This window comes from Pseudomonas sp. GW821-FHT05H12, assembly GCF_059419385.1.
Window position 1 is genome coordinate 1 of sequence record NZ_JBWKRS010000056.1, and the last position, 18,505, is coordinate 18,505.

5 protein-coding genes are annotated in these 18,505 nt (G+C 64.5%); all 5 read left to right on the forward strand.

All coding sequences use genetic code 11. The features are described 5' to 3' along the window. Window positions 1-162: 162 nt before the first annotated feature. Window positions 163-1,581: a type II secretion system ATPase GspE gene (gene gspE / locus AC07SU_RS29250; RefSeq protein WP_494999053.1), complete on the forward strand. Its 1,419-nt coding sequence runs from the start codon at window positions 163-165 to the stop codon at window positions 1,579-1,581. Next, window positions 1,581-2,792, forward strand: a complete 1,212-nt coding sequence (gene gspF / locus AC07SU_RS29255) for a type II secretion system inner membrane protein GspF (protein ID WP_494999054.1) — start codon at window positions 1,581-1,583, stop codon at window positions 2,790-2,792. Before gspE ends, gspF begins: the two co-directional genes overlap by 1 nt. Window positions 2,793-3,241: 449 nt before the next feature. Beyond that, window positions 3,242-4,423: a substrate-binding domain-containing protein gene (locus AC07SU_RS29260; RefSeq protein ID WP_176999068.1), complete on the forward strand. Its 1,182-nt coding sequence runs from the start codon at window positions 3,242-3,244 to the stop codon at window positions 4,421-4,423. Window positions 4,424-4,634: 211 nt separating this feature from the next. Beyond that, a complete protein-coding gene (locus tag AC07SU_RS29265) occupies window positions 4,635-16,913 on the forward strand; it encodes a filamentous hemagglutinin family protein (protein ID WP_494999055.1) in 12,279 nt (4,092 codons plus the stop codon). A 987-nt stretch (window positions 16,914-17,900) separates the two neighbouring features. Continuing rightward, window positions 17,901-18,494 carry a transposase gene (locus AC07SU_RS29270; protein WP_176999487.1) on the forward strand — a complete coding sequence of 198 codons (594 nt, stop codon included), beginning with the start codon at window positions 17,901-17,903 and terminating at the stop codon, window positions 18,492-18,494. Window positions 18,495-18,505 lie beyond the last annotated feature (11 nt).

Below are 18,505 nucleotides of genomic sequence, written 5' to 3' on the forward strand. Positions count from 1 at the left end.
CTGTCGGATTACGGGCACACCGAGCCTAGGCGAGGTGCCGAGTGTTGGGGCAAGAGCCCTTTGGTTACTTTGGGGCTTTTCCAAAGTGACCCGCCGTAAGGGCGGAACCCTAAGCCGCCGTTACCCAAAAAACGGATATGTACACAAAACAGGGCCAAACCAATGAGCCTGCTCCCCTACGCCTGGGCCAAATCCCAACGCATCCTCCTGCGCCCCACCGAAGCCGGCCACCTGCTGACCGTGTGCCCCTCAACCCCCGGCTGGTCCATCAGCGAAGTCCAACGCCAGTTCGGCCAATCCCCCATCGACCACGTGCGCGATGACGAGCTCGACGGCCTGCTCGCCAGCGCCTACGCCGACACCGGCAGTGCCGCCGCCGTGGTGGGCGCCGCCGAAAACGAGGTCGACCTCGACCGCCTCATGCAAGACATGCCCGAAGTCACCGACCTGCTCGACACCCAGGACGGCGCCCCGGTGATCCGCATGATCAACGCCTTGCTCACCCAGGCCGCCCGCGACGAAGCCAGTGACATCCACATCGAACCCTACGAAACCCACTCCGTGGTGCGCTACCGCGTCGACGGCACCCTGCGTGACGTGGTCTCGCCCCGCAAGGCCCTGCACGGCGCGCTGGTGTCGCGCATCAAGATCATGGCCCAACTCGATATCGCCGAAAAACGCCTGCCCCAGGACGGCCGCATTGCCCTGCGCGTGGCCGGGCGGCCCATCGACATTCGGGTGTCTACGGTGCCCACCGGCCATGGCGAACGCGTGGTCATGCGTCTGCTGGACAAACAAGCCGGGCGCCTGCAGCTGGAAACCCTGGGCATGGAGCCGCACTTGCTGGCGCGCCTGGACACGCTGATCCGCCAACCCCACGGCATCGTGCTGGTCACCGGCCCCACCGGCAGCGGCAAGACCACCAGCCTTTACGCCGCCCTGGCGCGGCTGGATGCGAGTACCAGCAACATCCTCACCGTGGAAGACCCGGTGGAGTATGACCTGCCGGGCATCAGCCAGATCCAGGTCAACGCCAAGATCGACATGACCTTCGGCCTGGCCTTGCGCGCGATCCTGCGCCAGGACCCGGACATCATCATGATCGGTGAGATCCGCGACCTGGAGACCGCGCAAATCGCTGTGCAGGCCTCGCTCACCGGTCACCTGGTGCTGGCAACCTTGCACACCAATGACGCGGTGTCGGCGGTCAACCGGCTGACCGACATGGGCGTCGAGCCGTTCCTGCTGGCCTCGTCGCTGTTGGGCGTGTTGGCCCAGCGCCTGGTGCGCCGCCTGTGCCCGCACTGCAAGCAGGAAGACCCGGCTGCGCCTGGCACTTGGCGCCCGGTGGGCTGTGCCCAGTGCAATCAGGTCGGCTACAGCGGCCGTACCGGTATCCATGAATTGTTCTGCGTCGATGACGATGTGCGCAGCCTGATCCACCAGGGCGCCGGTGAGCAGGACCTGCGCGTGGCTGCGCGCCGTGCCGGGATGTTCAGCATGCGTGAAGACGGCGAGCGCTGGGTGCGCAGCGGCACCACCGCGCCGGAAGAAATCCTGCGTGTGACACGGGACGCCTGATGAATCGCTATCGCTATGAAGCCGCCGATGCCAGCGGCAAAGTCGAGGCAGGGCATGTGGAAGCCGACAGCCAGAGCGCGGCGTTTGCCAGCTTGCGCAGCCGTGGCTTGACCGCGTTGCTGGTGCAAATCGAAGGCAACCCACAATCGGCGGCCGGCAGCAGCCTGTTCGCCGCCAAACTGTCGGACAACGACCTGGCCTGGGCCACGCGCCAGTTGGCCAGCCTGCTGGGGGCGAGCCTGCCACTGGAAGCGGCGCTGAGTGCGACCGTGGAGCAGGCCGAGAAAAAACACATCGCCCAGACCTTGAGCGCGGTGCGCGCGGATGTGCGTGGCGGCATGCGCCTGGCCGATGCGTTGGCGGCGCGGCCCCGGGATTTCCCGTCGATCTACCGGGCGCTGATCGCGGCAGGGGAGGAGTCCGGTGACCTCGCCCAGGTGATGGAGCGCCTGGCCGACTACATCGAAGAGCGCAACAACCTGCGGGGCAAGATCCTCACCGCGTTCATTTACCCGGGCGTGGTGGGGCTGGTGTCCATCGGCATCGTGATATTCCTGTTGAGCTACGTGGTGCCCCAGGTGGTCAGCGCGTTTTCCCAGGCGCGCCAGGATTTGCCGGGACTGACCCTGGCGATGCTTAACGCCAGTGACTTCATTCGCGCCTGGGGCTGGCTGTGTTTTGCCGGGATCGTCGGCAGTTTCTGGGGCTGGCGCCTGTACCTGCGCAACCCTGTGGCGCGTTTGAACTGGCACAGCCGCGTGCTGCGTTTGCCGCTGATCGGGCGCTTTGTGCTGGGCCTCAATACCGCACGGTTCGCCTCTACCCTGGCGATCCTCGGCGGCGCCGGTGTGCCGCTGTTGCGCGCACTGGAGGCGGCGCGCCAGACCTTGTCCAACGATCGCCTGAGCCAGAGCGTCAACGATGCGACGGCCAAGGTGCGTGAAGGTGTCAACCTGGCGCCGGCCCTGGCCGTGGAAAAAGTCTTCCCGCCGGTGCTGATCCACCTGATTGCCAGCGGCGAAAAAACCGGCTCGCTGCCGCCGATGCTGGAGCGTGCGGCGCAAACCCTGTCCCGCGACATCGAGCGGCGCGCCATGGGCATGACCGCGTTGCTCGAACCGCTGATGATCGTGGTGATGGGCGCGGTGGTGCTGGTGATCGTGATGGCGGTGCTGCTGCCGATCATCGAGATCAACCAACTGGTCACTTGACTGCACCGATACTGTAGGAGCCGGCTTGCCGGCGATTGCGACCTGTCTGCTCGCTCATTCGAAACGGACCCACCGCGATCGCCGGCAAGCCGGCTCCTAGGGTTTTTTCCGCGGTGCCTTTTTGGCTCCCGTCGCTAAATCTCTCATCCTCGGGTTCCTCATTCCGTCATATTTTCCGGTTTACGCCGCTTCCAGCAAACCCGCCTGAAACCTCGCTGTCACCTCCCGCCAAACCGCTCAAAACGATGACCAAAACACCCGAGAATCTTTTTAAAAATCAACGCCTTTCTCCCGAGGTTTTTTCCCACAACCGTCATCGGAAACTGCGACTTTCTCTCCCATGGTTTCACCCCCCAGTCACCCCCAGTACACGGCTTGGGATTGGAGCCATGGCGTCATGCAAGAGCCATCTACCCCAAACGTACAAACACGACGAAAGGAGCTTCTTCATGTTTAAGCGCAACGTTCTCGCGGTATCCATGACCCTCGCTGCACTGTGTTCGGCCCAGGCTGCAATGGCTGACATCAACGGCGGCGGCGCTACCCTGCCACAGGCGCTGTACCAGACTTCCGGCGTACTCACCGCCGGCTTCGCTCCCTACATCGGCGTCGGCAGCGGCAACGGCAAGGCTGCCTTCCTGAACAATGACTACACCAAGTTCGTGGCCGGCGTTACTGACAAGAATGTGCACTGGGCCGGTAGCGACTCCAAGCTGACCACCGCTGAACTGTCGACCTACGCGACTGCCAAGCAACCGACCTGGGGCAAGCTTATCCAGGTGCCGTCTGTGGGCACCGCGGTGGCTATCCCGTTCAACAAGAGCGGTACTGCAGCCGTTGACCTGAGCGTCAACGAGCTGTGCGGTGTGTTCTCGGGCCGTATCGTTGACTGGAACGGCATCTCCGGTTCCGGTCGTACGGGTGCGATCAAAGTGGTTTACCGCAGCGAAAGCAGCGGCACTACCGAGCTGTTCACCCGTTTCCTCAACGCCAAGTGCGCTGAAACCGGTACCTTCAACGTCACCACCACCTTCGGCACCAGCTACACCGGTGGCCTGCCTGCCGGCGCTGTTTCTGCCACTGGCAGCCAAGGCGTGATGACTGCCCTGGCTGGCGCCGACGGCGGTATCACCTACATGAGCCCAGACTTTGCCGCGCCAACCCTGGCTGGCCTGGACGACGCTACCAAGGTTGCTCGCGTAGGCAAGGATGTCGCCGCTAACGTTCAAGGCGTTTCGCCTGCTGCTGCCAACGTATCGGCCGCCATCAACGCCGTACCGTTGCCTGCCGCTACCGACCGCGACAAACCAGACGCCTGGGTGCCAGTATTCGGTAAAGCCAACACCGCCGGTGTCGTGCCTTACCCAACGTCGGGCTACCCGATCCTGGGCTTCACCAACCTGATCTTCAGCCAGTGCTACGCCGACGCTACCCAAACCACCCAAGTGCGTGATTTCTTCACCAAGCACTACGGCGCATCGGCCAACAACGATGCCGCGATTACCGCCAATGCCTTCGTGCCGCTGCCAACCGCTTGGAAAGCCGCTATCCGCGGTAGCTTCCTGACCGCCAGCAACGCCCTGAGCATCGGCAACACCAACGTCTGCAACGGTATCGGTCGTCCGCTGTAACCCAAGCGTTCAAAGACCTGCAACACCCGATCAGCAACGGCCTGCGCCGTTGCTGATTTTTGCGTGGGTGCGGTTTTCAACCCGTTATCAGGCCTTTATGAACTTTGCATGACAGAAGTTCAGTCGCGCCCCTCGCCAACCGCCTAACTCTCATACGTGATCCTGTCGTGCCTGATGGCCCCCGCACGAAAACAACGAAGGAAGATGCCCGATGGTCCGCTGCAAACCCCCGGTTAACCGCAAAGCCCACCCCGTGTTGCGCCTCAAGCCCCTGGCCCATGCCATTGCCTTGTTGATGGTGGCGGGCAACGCCCACGCGGCTTCGGCGTTCAGTTCCGGTTGGTTCGCGGCCAAGGGCGCGAGCCAGGCGGCGACGGCAGCCCGTACCGGTGCGGGGCAGGTGCCGGGGATTCCGTCGTTGAACCAGCAGGCGCAGGTCAACCAGCAGTTGTCGCGCTCCATCAGCACGCTCAATGCCAGTGTCGCGGCAATCGCGGCCCAACAGGCGGCGCAAGCGGCGGGGCGCCAGGCGGCGTTCGGCCAGGTGTCGAACATTCCCGACGGCCTCGGCAAGGGCGGTTTGCAAGTCGATAACAGCCTGACTCAAGGCTGGACCAACGCCAAGGGCCCGGTGCAGACCCAGGCCGGCGGCAAGACCACCGTGACCATCGAGCAGACCGCCGACAAGGCGATCCTCAATTGGGAGACCTTCAACGTCGGGCGCAACACCACGGTCGATTTCCAGCAGCAGTCCAACTGGGCGGTGCTCAACCGCGTCAACGACCCCGACGCACGCCCCAGCGAGATCCAGGGCCAGATCAACGGCGCTGGCACCGTGATGATCATGAACCGCAACGGTGTGGTCTTCAGCGGCACCAGCCAGGTCAACGTGCGGAACCTGGTGGCCGCCGCCGCGACCATCACCGATGACCAGTTCACCCAGCGTGGCCTCTACGTCGACGCCACGGGCACCCAGCCGACCTTCACCGATGCAGCGGGCAAGGTCGAAGTACAGCGGGGTGCGCTGATCCAGACCCACAACCCGGCCACGTCCACCGATGCCGGGGGGTATGCCTTGCTGTTGGGTGCCGAAGTGGAAAACGCCGGCACCATCATCACGGCCAAGGGCCAGACCACCCTGGCAGCTGGCGACAGCTTCTATATTCGCAAGGGTGTCAGCACCACCGGCAATGACCGCTCCACTACCCGGGGCAACGAGGTGGCTACCAGCCTCAAAGCCGGCAGCACGGCCGGCAAAGTCACCAACAATGGGCTGATCATGGCCTCCACCGGTGACATCACCCTGACCGGGCACCAGGTGCAGCAGAACGGCGTGGCCCTGGCCAGCACCTCGGTGGATACGCGCGGCACGATCCACCTGCTCAACTCCGCCACCGACACCACCGGTAGCGTGACCCTGGGCGAGGGCAGTACTACCGCGATCCTGTTGGACAGCAGCGGCAGCACCGCCCTCGACAGCCAGAAGAACAATGGCTTGATCAAGCTCGACGGTACGCCCGCCAACCAGATCACCGGCCAGTTCAACAACCTCAGTGCTGTGGTCGACCGCACCGACCAGTCGCGCATCGAGATCGTCAGCGGCGGCACCGTGGATTTCCAGAAGGGCTCGATCACCCTGGCCACCGGTGGCCAGGTGGCGGTCAGTGCCGGGCAGCGCAGCCTGGTGCGTGATGGGGCGAAGATCGACGTGTCGGGTGCGGTCGGCGTCAAGGTGTCGATGGAATCCAACAACATCAAGATCAACGTCCAGGGCAACGAACAGCGCGATGCGCCGGTCAACCGCGACGGCGGGCAACTGATCAACAACGATGTGTGGGTCGATCTGCGTGAACTGGTGTTCGTGCCGGCCGGTACCAACGGCTATGCCACGGACCGTTGGTACACCGCCGGCGGTTTGCTGGAGGTGGGCGGCTACCTTGGCACCCAGGGGCATTCGGTGGGCGAGTGGATGGCCCAGGGCGGCACCGTGACCTTTACCGGCAAAGAAGTGGTGACCCAACAGGGCGCACAGATCAACCTGTCGGGCGGTACCGTGGATGTGCAGGCCGGGTATATCCAGCAGACCTGGCTCAAAGGCCCCGATGGGCGCTTGTATGAGTTGTCCAAGGCACCAGGGGACATCCTGTATTCCGGGTTCTACAAGGGTTTTGAGGACGCCAGCGCACGCTGGGGCCAGACGGCGTATTACTACAACCCGCTGATTGCCCCGCAACGCCGCTACGAGGCCGGTTATACCGTGGGGCGTGATGCCGGCAAGCTGGTGATCGGCACCACCAGCGCAGTGCTCGAAGGCCAGGTGATCAGCGATGTGTTCCAGGGCGATCGCCAGACCCAGGCACCGAACATCAACCTCGACGGCTACCAGCAATCCCAGAAGGCCAGGGCGCAGCGCGCGCAGTTGATCATTGGCCAGTACATCCCGATCTACAACAAGACCACTGGCACGCTGCGCTACGCCTTGGGCGCCAGCACCAATGAGGTACTGATCGACAGCAATACTCAGAAAATCGCCGATGGCCTGGACCTCGGCACCGCATTGCCGGCCGATCGCCAAGGCAAAATGGTGCTCGACAGCGACTCGCTCAACGGCCTGGAACTGGGCGCGATCAAGGTCGGTGCCAAGCAACAGATCACCGTCAACGGTGCGCTCAAGGTGGCTGACGGTGGCGACATCACGCTGTACGGCCCCGGGGTATCCATCAACGCCAACCTGACGGCCCATGGCGGCAGCATCAACGCGGGGAACATCCTCAACCAGGTCAACCTCAATTCGGGCAATACCGTCGGTGATGTGATCCTGGCGGGCAGTGGGCGGCTTGATGTGGCCACCGGGGTCAAGCTCGATGCCACCGGGCGCTGGAACAACCTGCTGCTGGACCCGAACAATCGTGACGGCGTGGCGTATGTGAACGGCGGCAAAGTGTCGTTGCGCAGCTCCGGCAATGTGAACCTCGCCGCGGGTAGCGTGGTGGACGCGTCTTCCGGCGCCACCCTGGGTGTGGATGGCAAGCTCAGCGGCGGCAAGGGCGGCGACGTGACCCTTGGTGCGCTCGGCGCCCTGGGGCTCAACGGTGAAGTTCGCGGGTATGGCGTCAACGGTGGCGGCACCCTCGCGTTGCAAGCGCGCAAGGTGCAGATCGGTGACAGTGCCACGGCGCCCGCCGCCGACACGTTGAAACTGGGCGGCGATTTCTTCAACAAGGGCTTCTCGGCCTATGACATCACCGGCAACGAAGGGCTGTTGGTCACCGATGGCACGCGGGTGGATGTCACCACACCGGTCTTGCGTGCAGGCGAGCAGACGTCCGCCACGCCCAGTGGCAGCGACCCGGCTGCGGCCCTGGAGCGCTGGACGCCAGCGTTGTATCAAGAGGACGCGACCAAGGGCGTGCTGACCCAGCGCCGTGGCGCCAGCCTGACCCTGACGGCCGGACGGCAGGAATCGACGGCGGCCGAATTGGCCACGACCAGTCTGGTGGTAGGCCAGGGTGCGGTGATCAATGTCGACCCGGGCCAGGGCATCAACCTGCGCAGCGTCGGGCAACTGACCCTGAACGGCACCCTCAATGCCTGGGGTGGCAACGTCACTCTGGGCGGCCTCACCGCAGTCGGCTCCGAGGCAGCCAATGCGGCAGGCCATGGCCGTTCGATCTGGATTGGCGAGCAGGCGCTGATCGATGTGGCCGCCCGGGCCGTGAGCGCCGTGGACAACCGTGGCCGCTACTACGGTCAGGTACGCAATGGCGGCAAGATCAGCATCGGCGGCGACATCGACCTGGCCACCGGCATTGCCAAGGCCAGCGACTTGTTCGTGGTGGTGCGTGAAGGGGCACGCCTGGACGCTTCCGGCACCCGCGCAACCCTGGATATTCCGGGGCAGGGCCGCGTGCAGGTGGCCAGCAATGGCGGCAGCATCAGCCTGGCGTCCAACAATGGCCTGTACCTGGATGGCAGCGTTGTCGCCCGGGCTGGCGGGGCCGGTGCTGCAGGCGGCAGCCTGTCGCTGGCGTTGGAAACGCCTTACTACCTCAAGTCTGCCGTGACCGACCGGGTGCTAAACGTTCGCGAACTGGTGATCAGCCAAACCCATCAAGGCAGCGTGTTGCCGGGCACTGCCGAGGATGCGGCCGGCAACCTGGAATACGGCCACGCTCGCCTCGGGGTGGACCAGGTCCGCGCCGGTGGCTTCGACAACCTGGCCTTGCTCAGCAACGGCCTGCTGAGTTTTGACGGCGACGTCTCGCTGAACATGGGCCAGAGCCTGCGCCTGTACAGCGGCGCCATGGGCCTGAGTGAAAACGCTGCGGCCCAGTCGCGCATCAACCTGTCGGCGCCTTACCTGTTGCTGGCGGGCATCCTGGCACCGCTGGACCCGAGCAAGGACCAATACCTGCACCCGGTATTGGCCTCCAACATGTCGCAACGTGCCAGCCAAGCCGTGTTTAACGCCAGCGGCAACCTGATCGACGTGCGCGGCAACGTGCTGTTTGGCAACACGAGTGAGCTGACACGCAGCGACGCCAGCAAGGTGAGCGTTGATCGTCGTGGCTTCGATGATGTGCAACTGAACAGCCAGGGTGACCTGCGCTTCCTGGCCGGGGCCGGTGCGGATGTGATCGCACAGGGCATCAGCACGCAGTTGCTGACCCGGGGCGACCTGACCTTGCGTGCAGCGCAGCTGTACCCGACCACCGAAGTCGGCGCCAGGGTGTTGGCCGGCTACCTGAACAAGGCGGCGGCCGACGGTTCGGGCTTCAACTTCGACCCCACCCGCACCTTGACCATCGCGCGCACCGGCAACAGCAACGCAGCAGTGCCTTACTCGGCATTTGGCCGCTTGCAACTGGGCGGCCCGACCATCAAGCAGGGCGGGGTGGTGCGTGCACCGCTGGGGTTGATCGAGATCGGCAACCTGGGCACCAGCCACGTCGAATTGCTGCCCGGCAGCCTGACCTCGGTGAGCGGCAAGGGCCTGGTGCTGCCCTATGGCGGCACGGTGGATGGCCAGGTCTACAAGTACAACGGCAAGACGGTGACGTTCCTGGGCCAGGGCGCCATTCCCAACGAGAACGGCAGCCTCAATGTGGGGATTGTGCTGGGTGGTCAGACACTGAAGGTCATGCCTGACGCCACCGTGGACCTGTCCGGTGGCGGTGAGCTGCTCGGGGCCGGGTTCATTTCCGGTCGCGGCGGCTCCACAGATGCCCGCTACAACCCGTTGGTGCAGTTTGGTGCCACGGGCGGGTTTGTGTTGCCAGGGCTGGGCACCAACCCGATCTACGCGATTGTGCCGGGTGTACAACCTGGCTACGCCCCGGTGGCGCCGGAGGGCGGCGCGGTGGATCCGCTGATTGGCCAGCAGATCACCATCGGTGCCGGCGTACCGGGCCTGGCGGCAGGTACCTACACGCTGATGCCGTCCAACTATGCCTTGATGCCCGGCGCCTTCCGCGTGGAAATCAACGGCCTGGCGGGGCTGGGCAGCGACGGTTCGGCCCAGGCGTTGCGCAATGGCTCCTGGTCTACCGCCGGGCGCTTGTCCATTGCCAATACCGGCATCAGCAACAGCACGCTCAGCCAGGTAATTCTCACCTCGGCCGATACCCTGCGCCGTTACTCCCAATATAACGAAACCGGCTACGCCCAGTTTGCCGTGGCCGATGCCGCGCGGCTGGGCGTGCCCCGTGCCTTGCTGCCGGTGGACGCCAAAACCCTGCAACTGAACCTGCGCTCAGGTGCGGGCACGGACGCCTTTTCGTTCCAGGGCATCGGTCGCTTCGACGCGGCCGAGGGTGGCTATGGCGGCACTGTGGCGCTGACCAACGCCAGCCGGGGCGTTGACAAGGACATCGAAATTGTCGCGGCGGGCAAGGGCGCCACCGCGGGTTTCAGCGGCATCAGCGTGGAGGCCGACAGCCTCAATGCGCTGGGTGCGGCGCGCCTGCTGGTCGGTGGCATGACCGTGGTGATGTATGGCCAGGGCGGCAACTACATCGGCCTGACCAACGCGGCCTCAAGCTCCATCGTTTTGCGTGAGGGCGCGACGTTGGCGGCACCGGAAGTAATGCTGGCAACCACCTCCGGCAAAATTACCGTGGAACAAGGTGCGTCGATCAACACGATCGGTCGCGGCAAGGCCAGCTATGACGCCCGCGACGGTTTTGTCTACAAGCTGGCGAATGTCCTGGCAGTGTCCAACGGTTTGCTCAATATCGTTGCGTCGCCGTCTTCCAATGGCACCAGTGGCGGCATCGAGCTGGGCGGGTGCAGTGGTGCGCCATGCAGCGGGCAGACCGCGTTGTATTCCGAAGGCACGATCGTCGCGTTGACCGACAGCACCTTGCAGATGGGCGATGCAGTGCGCTACGGCACCCGCCACCTGAACCTCGGGGTGTCCAGCATCAACGTTGGCAGCCCCGAAGCCCTGGCCGACGCGGCGGCAGGCCATCGCTTGCCAGCGGGCTTGACCCTCAACCAGCAAGTACTGGAGCGCCTGCTGCGCGGCGATACCCAGTTCGGTGCGCCGGCCCTGGAGACCCTGCAACTGTCGGCGCGCGACAGCCTCAATTTCTACGGCACCACCACCCTGGATACCTATGACGCCGTGACCGGCAAGTCCCTGCTGAGCAACCTGATGCTCTCCACACCGGCGATTTATGGCGCCGGCGGGGCCAATGACGTGGCGACCATCCACACCGCCAACCTGATCTGGCAGGGCACCGATGCCGCGCCGGGCGCAGTGGTGGGCGGCGGTGCTGGCACGGGCGGCGGGCGCCTGGACATCAATGCCGAGCGCATCGAGTTCGGCTATGGGGCTTTCGCCCAACCGAGCACCACCAAGTCCTTCGACCGCCTGGCCCTGGGCTTTGCCAACGTTAACCTCACTGCCAGCGAGCGCATCACCGCCAATCACAAGGGCAGCCTGTCGGTGTACCAGAGCCAGGGCGCCTACGATGCCGTCAAGGGCTTCTCCTACAGCGGTGGCAACCTGAATATCCTCACGCCGTTGATGACGGGCGAAGCCGGTTCGGTCAACCGCATCACTGCCGGTGGCGCGATCGATGTGAGCGCTTCGGCGGGCCCGGTGGGCAAAGTCGACGGCATCGGCGCCGAGTTGTCCTTGCAGGGCGACAGCATTCGCCTGGCCACTGCGGTGGTATTGCCGAGCGGCAAGGTGACTCTGGGCGCTCGGGGTGACGTGGTGTTGACCGATGCGGCCTTGATTGACGTCGCCGGTCGCGCCATCCCGTTCAACGACCTGACCAAGTACAGCGCGGGCGGCGAAGTGCTGTTGGAAAGCCGCGCAGGAAACGTCGTGCAGGCAGCTGGTTCGACCATCGACCTGTCGGCCCGTTACAACCAGGCCGGTCGATTGCGCGCGGTGGCCGTGGACAGCGCGGCGGGGATGGTCGACCTCGCGGGCAAGATTGTTGCCGGCACCAACGGTTATTACGACGCAGGTGGCACCTTGGTGCCGTACCTGGCCGGTGCGGTGGAAGTCCAGGCCCAGCGCCTGGGTGCCAGCGGTACGTTGACTGAGCAGTTCGCGGCCCTCAACCAGCGCCTCAACGCGGGCCAGGTGTTCGGGGCCCGCAGCTTCCAGCTCAAGCAGGGCGACCTGGTCATCGGCAATGACGTCAAGGCCAATACCGTCAATGTCTCGGTGGACAACGGCAGCTTGCGCGTGACCGGCCGGGTGGACGCCAGCGGCGAACGCGTGGGCGCGATCAACCTCGCCGCCAAGCAGGGCCTGACCCTGGACGGCAGCGCCGTACTCGACGCCCACGGCACGCAACTGCGGGTAGACAGCTACGGCAAGATCATCGACTCGCCCAACCGCGCCACCGTTGTGCTGAGTTCCGGTGCCGGCCAACTGACCTTGGCTGACGGCGCGCGCATCGACCTGCGCCACGGTACCGACGCCACCGGCAATGACGGGCGCAGCCGTGGCACCCTGGAGTTGAACGCGCCGCGGATCATCAAACCCGACGGCACCAGCAATGACATTGACATCGACGCCAGCGGGCACCTGAGCATCGACGGTGCGCGCTCCATAGCCCTCAACGGGATGATCACCTACGACGACGCACCCACCAAGACCGATGCCACGCCTAACGGGCAGCCTTACCAGGCCATCGACCAGGCGTACCTGGATGCCAAGCACGTGTTGAGCACCGCCTTCATCAACGCGGCCCTCGGCAACAGCAACCTGCTGCAAAACAAGCTCGCCGGGTTGAACAACGCCACCTACGGCGACACCTTCCACCTGCGTCCAGGCGTGGAAATCATCAGCAAGACGCCGGACGGCGACCTGGTGGTGCAGGGCGACCTGGACCTGTCGGGTTATCGCTACGCCAGCCTCAAGTCGACCCAGCCGCCCGAAGCCGGCAGCCTGACCCTTCGCGCCGGTGGCGACCTGAACATCTACGGCAGCATCAACGACGGCTTCGCTGCGCCATCGGAAACGGACGACGACAATGGCTGGATACTGCGTGCGGGCATCGACTACACCGGCGGCACGGTGGTGGTGCCGGGCAGTGGGGTGACCCTGGCCGATGGCACCGTGTTTCCCAAGGGGAGTACGCTGAATTTCGATTTGCAGACCAAGCCCTTGTCGTTGCCAGCGGGTACTCGCCTGCCGGTCGCGGCGACGCTCAGCCAGCCGCTGGTGCTGCCTGCCGGCACCGTGTTGTCGGCCGCTGTCCGGGATGCCTCGGGTAACGTGCTGTTCGCGGCCGGAACCTTGTTGGCCGAAAGCCAGACGCTCGCCGCCGGCAGCGTCCTGGATGCCGGCAGCCTGCTGACCGACAGAACAAGCGTCAACGGCCTGATTTGGCCGAAGGGTGTACCGTTGGCCGCCGACGTGATCCTGGCCGTCAGCACCGTGCTGCCCCGCGGGGCGTTGCTGCCGTTTGGCACCGACGTCAAGTTACCGGGCGGTGTGGAGTCGGTGCAACTGCGCGTTGCCGATGCCGGCCGGCAGGGCAAGAACTGGGCGATTGCGCCGATGCTGGAAGAAGGCTCGCAGTCGTGGGCGATTCGCCTGGTGGCGGGGGCCGACACCGAGGCCGCGGACAGTCGCCTGCTGCAGCCGCACCCGGTCAGTGGCAACCTGAGGTTGGCCGACAGCCATTACGGGATGTATGGGCAGGCGGCGGTGGTGTGGACCGAAGAAGGTTCTATCGGATGGTTCGGTGATGACAGCATGACAGGCCAACCTATCGACTTCGTCGGTATTGGCTACCCGGAAGTCTGCACGGATTTTCCTGAGTTCTGTTCCACCGATGGGGATGCCTATACCTTGGTTGCCGGCAGTAGCGCCCGGTTCAGCGTCATCCGTACCGGCGCAGCGGACCTGGATCTGTTGGCTGCGGGCAACCTGAGCATGGAGTCGTTGTTCGGTGTTTATACCGCCGGCAGTTCATCCACTGGCACCTCGGCCAATGATCCGTACAACCTTAAACGCGCCCTGGGCAGCAACGGCAAGGTACTGGCCAACGCGGGAGGCAACGAAAAACTCGTCAACGGTGGTGCCGATAGCCTGTACCGCGCATGGTACCCGGACACGGGCGGCAACTTGCTGCTGAAAGTGGGCGGCGACCTGACGGGCAATATCACCAGCCCGGCGCAGATCAGCGGCGGGCGTCCGTTGGGTGACTTCGGGGTGGATTCCGCGAACGTGGGTAACTGGTTGTGGCGCCAGGGTAATGGCCTGAGTGGCAGCCAGGCCCAGGCGACTGCCTGGTGGATCAACTTCGGCTCCTACGTCGCCAGTCAACAGTCGGACAAGATGGTGGGGTTCACAGGCTTCGGCACCCTCGGCGGAGGCAACCTCAACGTCGATGTCGGGGGGGACGCAGGCATCCTCAACCCGGTGCCTACGGTGGCGCAGAATATCGGCCGACGTAGCGAGGGGCTGATCCTGGCCGTGGGTAGCACGGGCCGGGTCGCGGCCGATGGCAGCCTGCAACTCACCGGCGGTGGTGACTTGAACCTGCGGGTCGGCGGTGCGCTGAACCCGGCCAGCCAGGTGGTCACCGATCACCTCAATGGTGCCCTGGTGAACCTGCGCGGGCATGTGCAGATGACCGGTGGCGCACTGGGCAGCCTGACCCTGCGTTACGGCAACCAGCTCAAGGACCAGAGCCCCAGCGAAGTGCGTGCCTACGACCCGTTGCGCTCGACGTCGGCCTTGGCGGCGGGGGGCATGAGCCTGCTGCCCGGCGATGCGACCTTCAGCCTGGCCACCCGAGGCGACCTGGTGTTGCAGGATGTCGCCGACCCCGGACGCGCACCGCAGATGAACGCCCTGGCCTACGTGAACGCGGGTGTCAACGGGATTGGCCAGAGCTGGTTCAGCCTGTGGACCGACCGTACGGCGGTGGACCTGTTCTCTGCCGGGGGCAACCTCACGCCGCTGACCCAGACACTGGAAACGGATATGGCGGCGGTCTATCCCGCCACCTTGCGGGCAGTGGCCGCAAGCGGCAGCCTCTACTACGGGCGTGCATCGACGAGCGATCCCGCAACCCCGCAGCCACTCAAAGCGTTGGTGCTCGCACCCGCGGCGAAGGGGCAACTGGAACTGCTGGCCGGTGACTCGATCTATGGCGGCGACCTGACCATCAGCCGTTCCAGCGCCACCCCGCAGAGCCTGGCGACCATCCTGCACCCGGCCTTCGTGGGGTTCGGCAGCGATTTTCGCCCGGTCACTGGCAGCGGCAACCTGTCCAGCGATGGCAGCATCGCGCGCTTCGGATTGTCGCCGCTGTTCGCCTTTGGCCCCAACACAGCCAGCATGGCCTGGGCCGAGGCCCTGGAGCCGGCACGTTTCTATGCGCGTAGCGGCGACCTGCTAGGGGTCAATAGCGGCAGGGCGATCAGTATTTATTCGTCGACCGACCCCCGGTTCGGGCAGACCTACTACGAGGGGGCCGGCCCGGTCTGGATGCAGGCAGGGCGCGATATTGTCAGCAGCGGTACGCGTTTGAGCGGGGCTATCGGCGGCGATTCGGACACCGGCTTGTACACCTTCACCGGCAACCTGTTTGTGCACACCGCGCCCACTGATATTTCGGTGGTCAGCGCGGGCCGCGACATCCTCTACAGCAGCTTCAACGTGGCTGGCCCCGGCACCTTGGAGTTGACGGCCGGGCGCACTATCCAGATGGAGGACAAGGTCGGTATCAACAGCCTGGGCGCCGTCGCAGCGGGCGATACCCGACCGGGCGCCAGCATCGTCCTGCAGGCGGGCGTGGGGCCAGACGGGCCGGATTACCGTCGCTTCGTCGAGGCCTACCTCAACCCCGCCAACCTGGCGCAACCCGGTGAGTCGATACAGGCAGGCAAGGTCGCCAAGACCTACGAAAACGAACTGGTCGGCTGGCTCGTCGAGCGTTTCGGTTTTGTCGGCGACGCCGATCAGGCGCGTGCTTACTACGCGGCGCTGCCTGCTGAACAGCAACGGGTGTTTGCCCGCGATGTGTACTTCGCCGAACTCAAGGCCGCCGGCCGCGAGTACACCCAGGTGGGCGGTGCGCGCCAGGGCAGCTATGTGCGCGGCCGGGCTGCCATTGCAGCGTTGTTCCCCAGCCACGACGTGGCGGGTAACCCGATCACCTACAAAGGCGACATCACGATGTTCGGTGGTGCGGGTGTTCACACCAATTTCGGCGGTTCGATCCAGATGCTCACACCGGGTGGCAGCCAGACCTTCGGCATCGAAGGCGCGGCACCACCGGCCACGGCCGGGGTGATCACTCAGGGCGCCGGGGATATCCAGCTGTATTCCCTGGGCAGCATCCTGCTGGGCCAGAGCCGCATCATGACCACCTTCGGTGGCTCGATCATGGGCTGGACCAGCGAGGGCGACATCAACGCCGGGCGCGGCTCCAAGACCACTGTGGTGTACACGCCGCCCAAGCGTGTCTATGACAACTGGGGCAACGTGGGCCTGTCGCCGGCCGTGCCGAGTACCGGTGCGGGGATCGCCACGCTCAACCCGATCCCGGAAGTGCCGGCGGGGGATATCGACCTGATCGCGCCGTTGGGCACCATCGATGCGGGCGAGGCGGGGATTCGGGTGTCCGGCAACGTCAACATCGCGGCCTTGCGTGTGGTGAACGCGGCGAATATCCAGACCCAGGGCAATTCATCCGGGGTGCCGGTTGCGGCGGCGGTGAACACCGGGGCCATGAGTTCGGCCAGTGCGGCGGGGGCGGCGGCGTCCCAGGCGGCCGAGGATGCGGCGCGTAGCCAGCAGGCGGCGGCGAAGCAGGGGCGGCCGTCGATCATGACCGTCGAAGTGTTGAGCCTGGGTACTGAACCGTTGCCGCAGGAGTCGTCGGCGAAGCCTAAAACCTCCAGCTACAACCCGGACAGTCCGGTGCAGGTGTTGGGCGCGGGGCCGTTGAGTGAACAGGCGCAGGTGCGGTTGACGGATGAGGAGCGCAGGCAGATCAGTTTGTAGGGTTTTGAAGGGCCTCTCGATGTACCTTTGGGGTGATCTTTGATTGCCCCGTTTTTTTTGGGGGATTGAGTACATATCCGTTGCTTTTGTAACGGCCGCTTATGGTTCCGCTCTTACAGCGGCTCACTTTTGAACAGCGCAAAAGTAAGCAAAACGCTCTTGCCCCAACACTCGGCACCTCGCTTAGGCTCGGTGTGCCCTCTCTCCGGCTTGAATCCGTGGGCCGCCGTCATGGGCCATCCTTGGCCCAGGACGGCTAACCCGGCGTCCTGCCGGGTTACCCACGGATTCAAGCCTGCGTTCGGCCAGCGTGTTTGACGGGGCGCCCAAGATCAAAATCAAAAGCACGGCGGCCTGGTAGCCGACCTGAGTGGTTAGATCAAAAACAGATACGTGTAGGAGCTGGCTTGCCGGCGATGCAGGCGCCTCGGTGAATCAGGTACACCGCGTTGATGCCATCGCAGGCAAGCCAGCTCCCACAGTGGACCGCGTTTGCCTTTGTCTTCGCTCTACACCACTCAAGCCGGCTGTCAGGCCGCTGTGCTCTTGATTTTGATCTTGGGCGCCCCGTCAAACACGCTGGCCGGAATTCGGCAGGGATTTGGGGGGTAAGCCGGCAGGACGCCGGCTTAGCCGCCCCGCGCCATGGATGGCGCGTGGCGGCGGCCCCCCAAATCACTGTCGGATTACGGGCATGCCGAGCCTAAGCGAGGCACCGAGTGTTGGGGCAAGAGCCCTTTTGGTTACTTTTGGGGCTCTTTTCCAAAAGTGACCCGCCGTAAGGGCGGAACCCTACTCAGCCATCACCCAAATAACGGATATGTCCCCCCAAAAAATTGCCCCCCACTCAATCCAAAATGAAGCTTTCATGACAAAAGTTCGGTAGCTCCCACCCCCTCCCGTCTCTCCTGTGTAACGCGCTGGATACGATCAAAAGTCGTCTCCCAAGCCGTCAGCAGGACGCCAGGAGTGGGGCAAATGGGAACTATGGAACGTTATTCGAAAGTAGGCATGCAGGAGCTCGACCAGCGCCTGTCGAAGATCGTCGAAGCTGCGCGCAAGAAGCCGGTTTCGGTATACCGCTACGGCGCGCCGTGGGTGTGGATCGTCTCCCAGGACGACTGGCAGGGCGCCTTGAAGGAAGTGTCCAGCTACATCCCCTCCGGGCACTCGCTGGTGCTGTTGCGCCCGCAGATCGACGAGGTGCTCGACAGCCACCGTGATCTGCTCCAGACCGACCCTGGCATGTCCATCGCGCCGCACACCGTGGTGCACATCCTCCTGCTGCAACTGCTGTATTCGGTACCCAGCGAACAACAGCTGCACGAGCAGCTCAACTACAACCTGCTGTTTCGCTGGTTCGTCGGCCTCGACCTGAACCAGCGTGTATGGGGGATCCAGACCCTGCAGCGGGATATCGCCACGCTGCTGAACAACCCGCACGCGGTACAGCTCATCCAGAAAATCATCGGTGAAGTGTTTTGTGGCGCCTTGCTGCACATGCCGGAGTTCTCGTTGAACTTCGCCTTGCTGCACACCTGGCTGGCCCGGCACAGCCATCTTTCGACCACCAGCAATTGAGCAGGCCGAAC

Bases quoted from the DNA above. Each gene is read 5' to 3' on its own strand.
- AC07SU_RS29260 (WP_176999068.1), top strand. From the start codon at position 3,242: ATGTTTAAGCGCAACGTTCTCGCGGTATCCATGACCCTCGCTGCACTG.
- gspF (WP_494999054.1), top strand. From the start codon at position 1,581: ATGAATCGCTATCGCTATGAAGCCGCCGATGCCAGCGGCAAAGTCGAG.
- AC07SU_RS29270 (WP_176999487.1), top strand. From the start codon at position 17,901: ATGGAACGTTATTCGAAAGTAGGCATGCAGGAGCTCGACCAGCGCCTG.
- gspE (WP_494999053.1), top strand. From the start codon at position 163: ATGAGCCTGCTCCCCTACGCCTGGGCCAAATCCCAACGCATCCTCCTG.
- AC07SU_RS29265 (WP_494999055.1), top strand. From the start codon at position 4,635: ATGGTCCGCTGCAAACCCCCGGTTAACCGCAAAGCCCACCCCGTGTTG.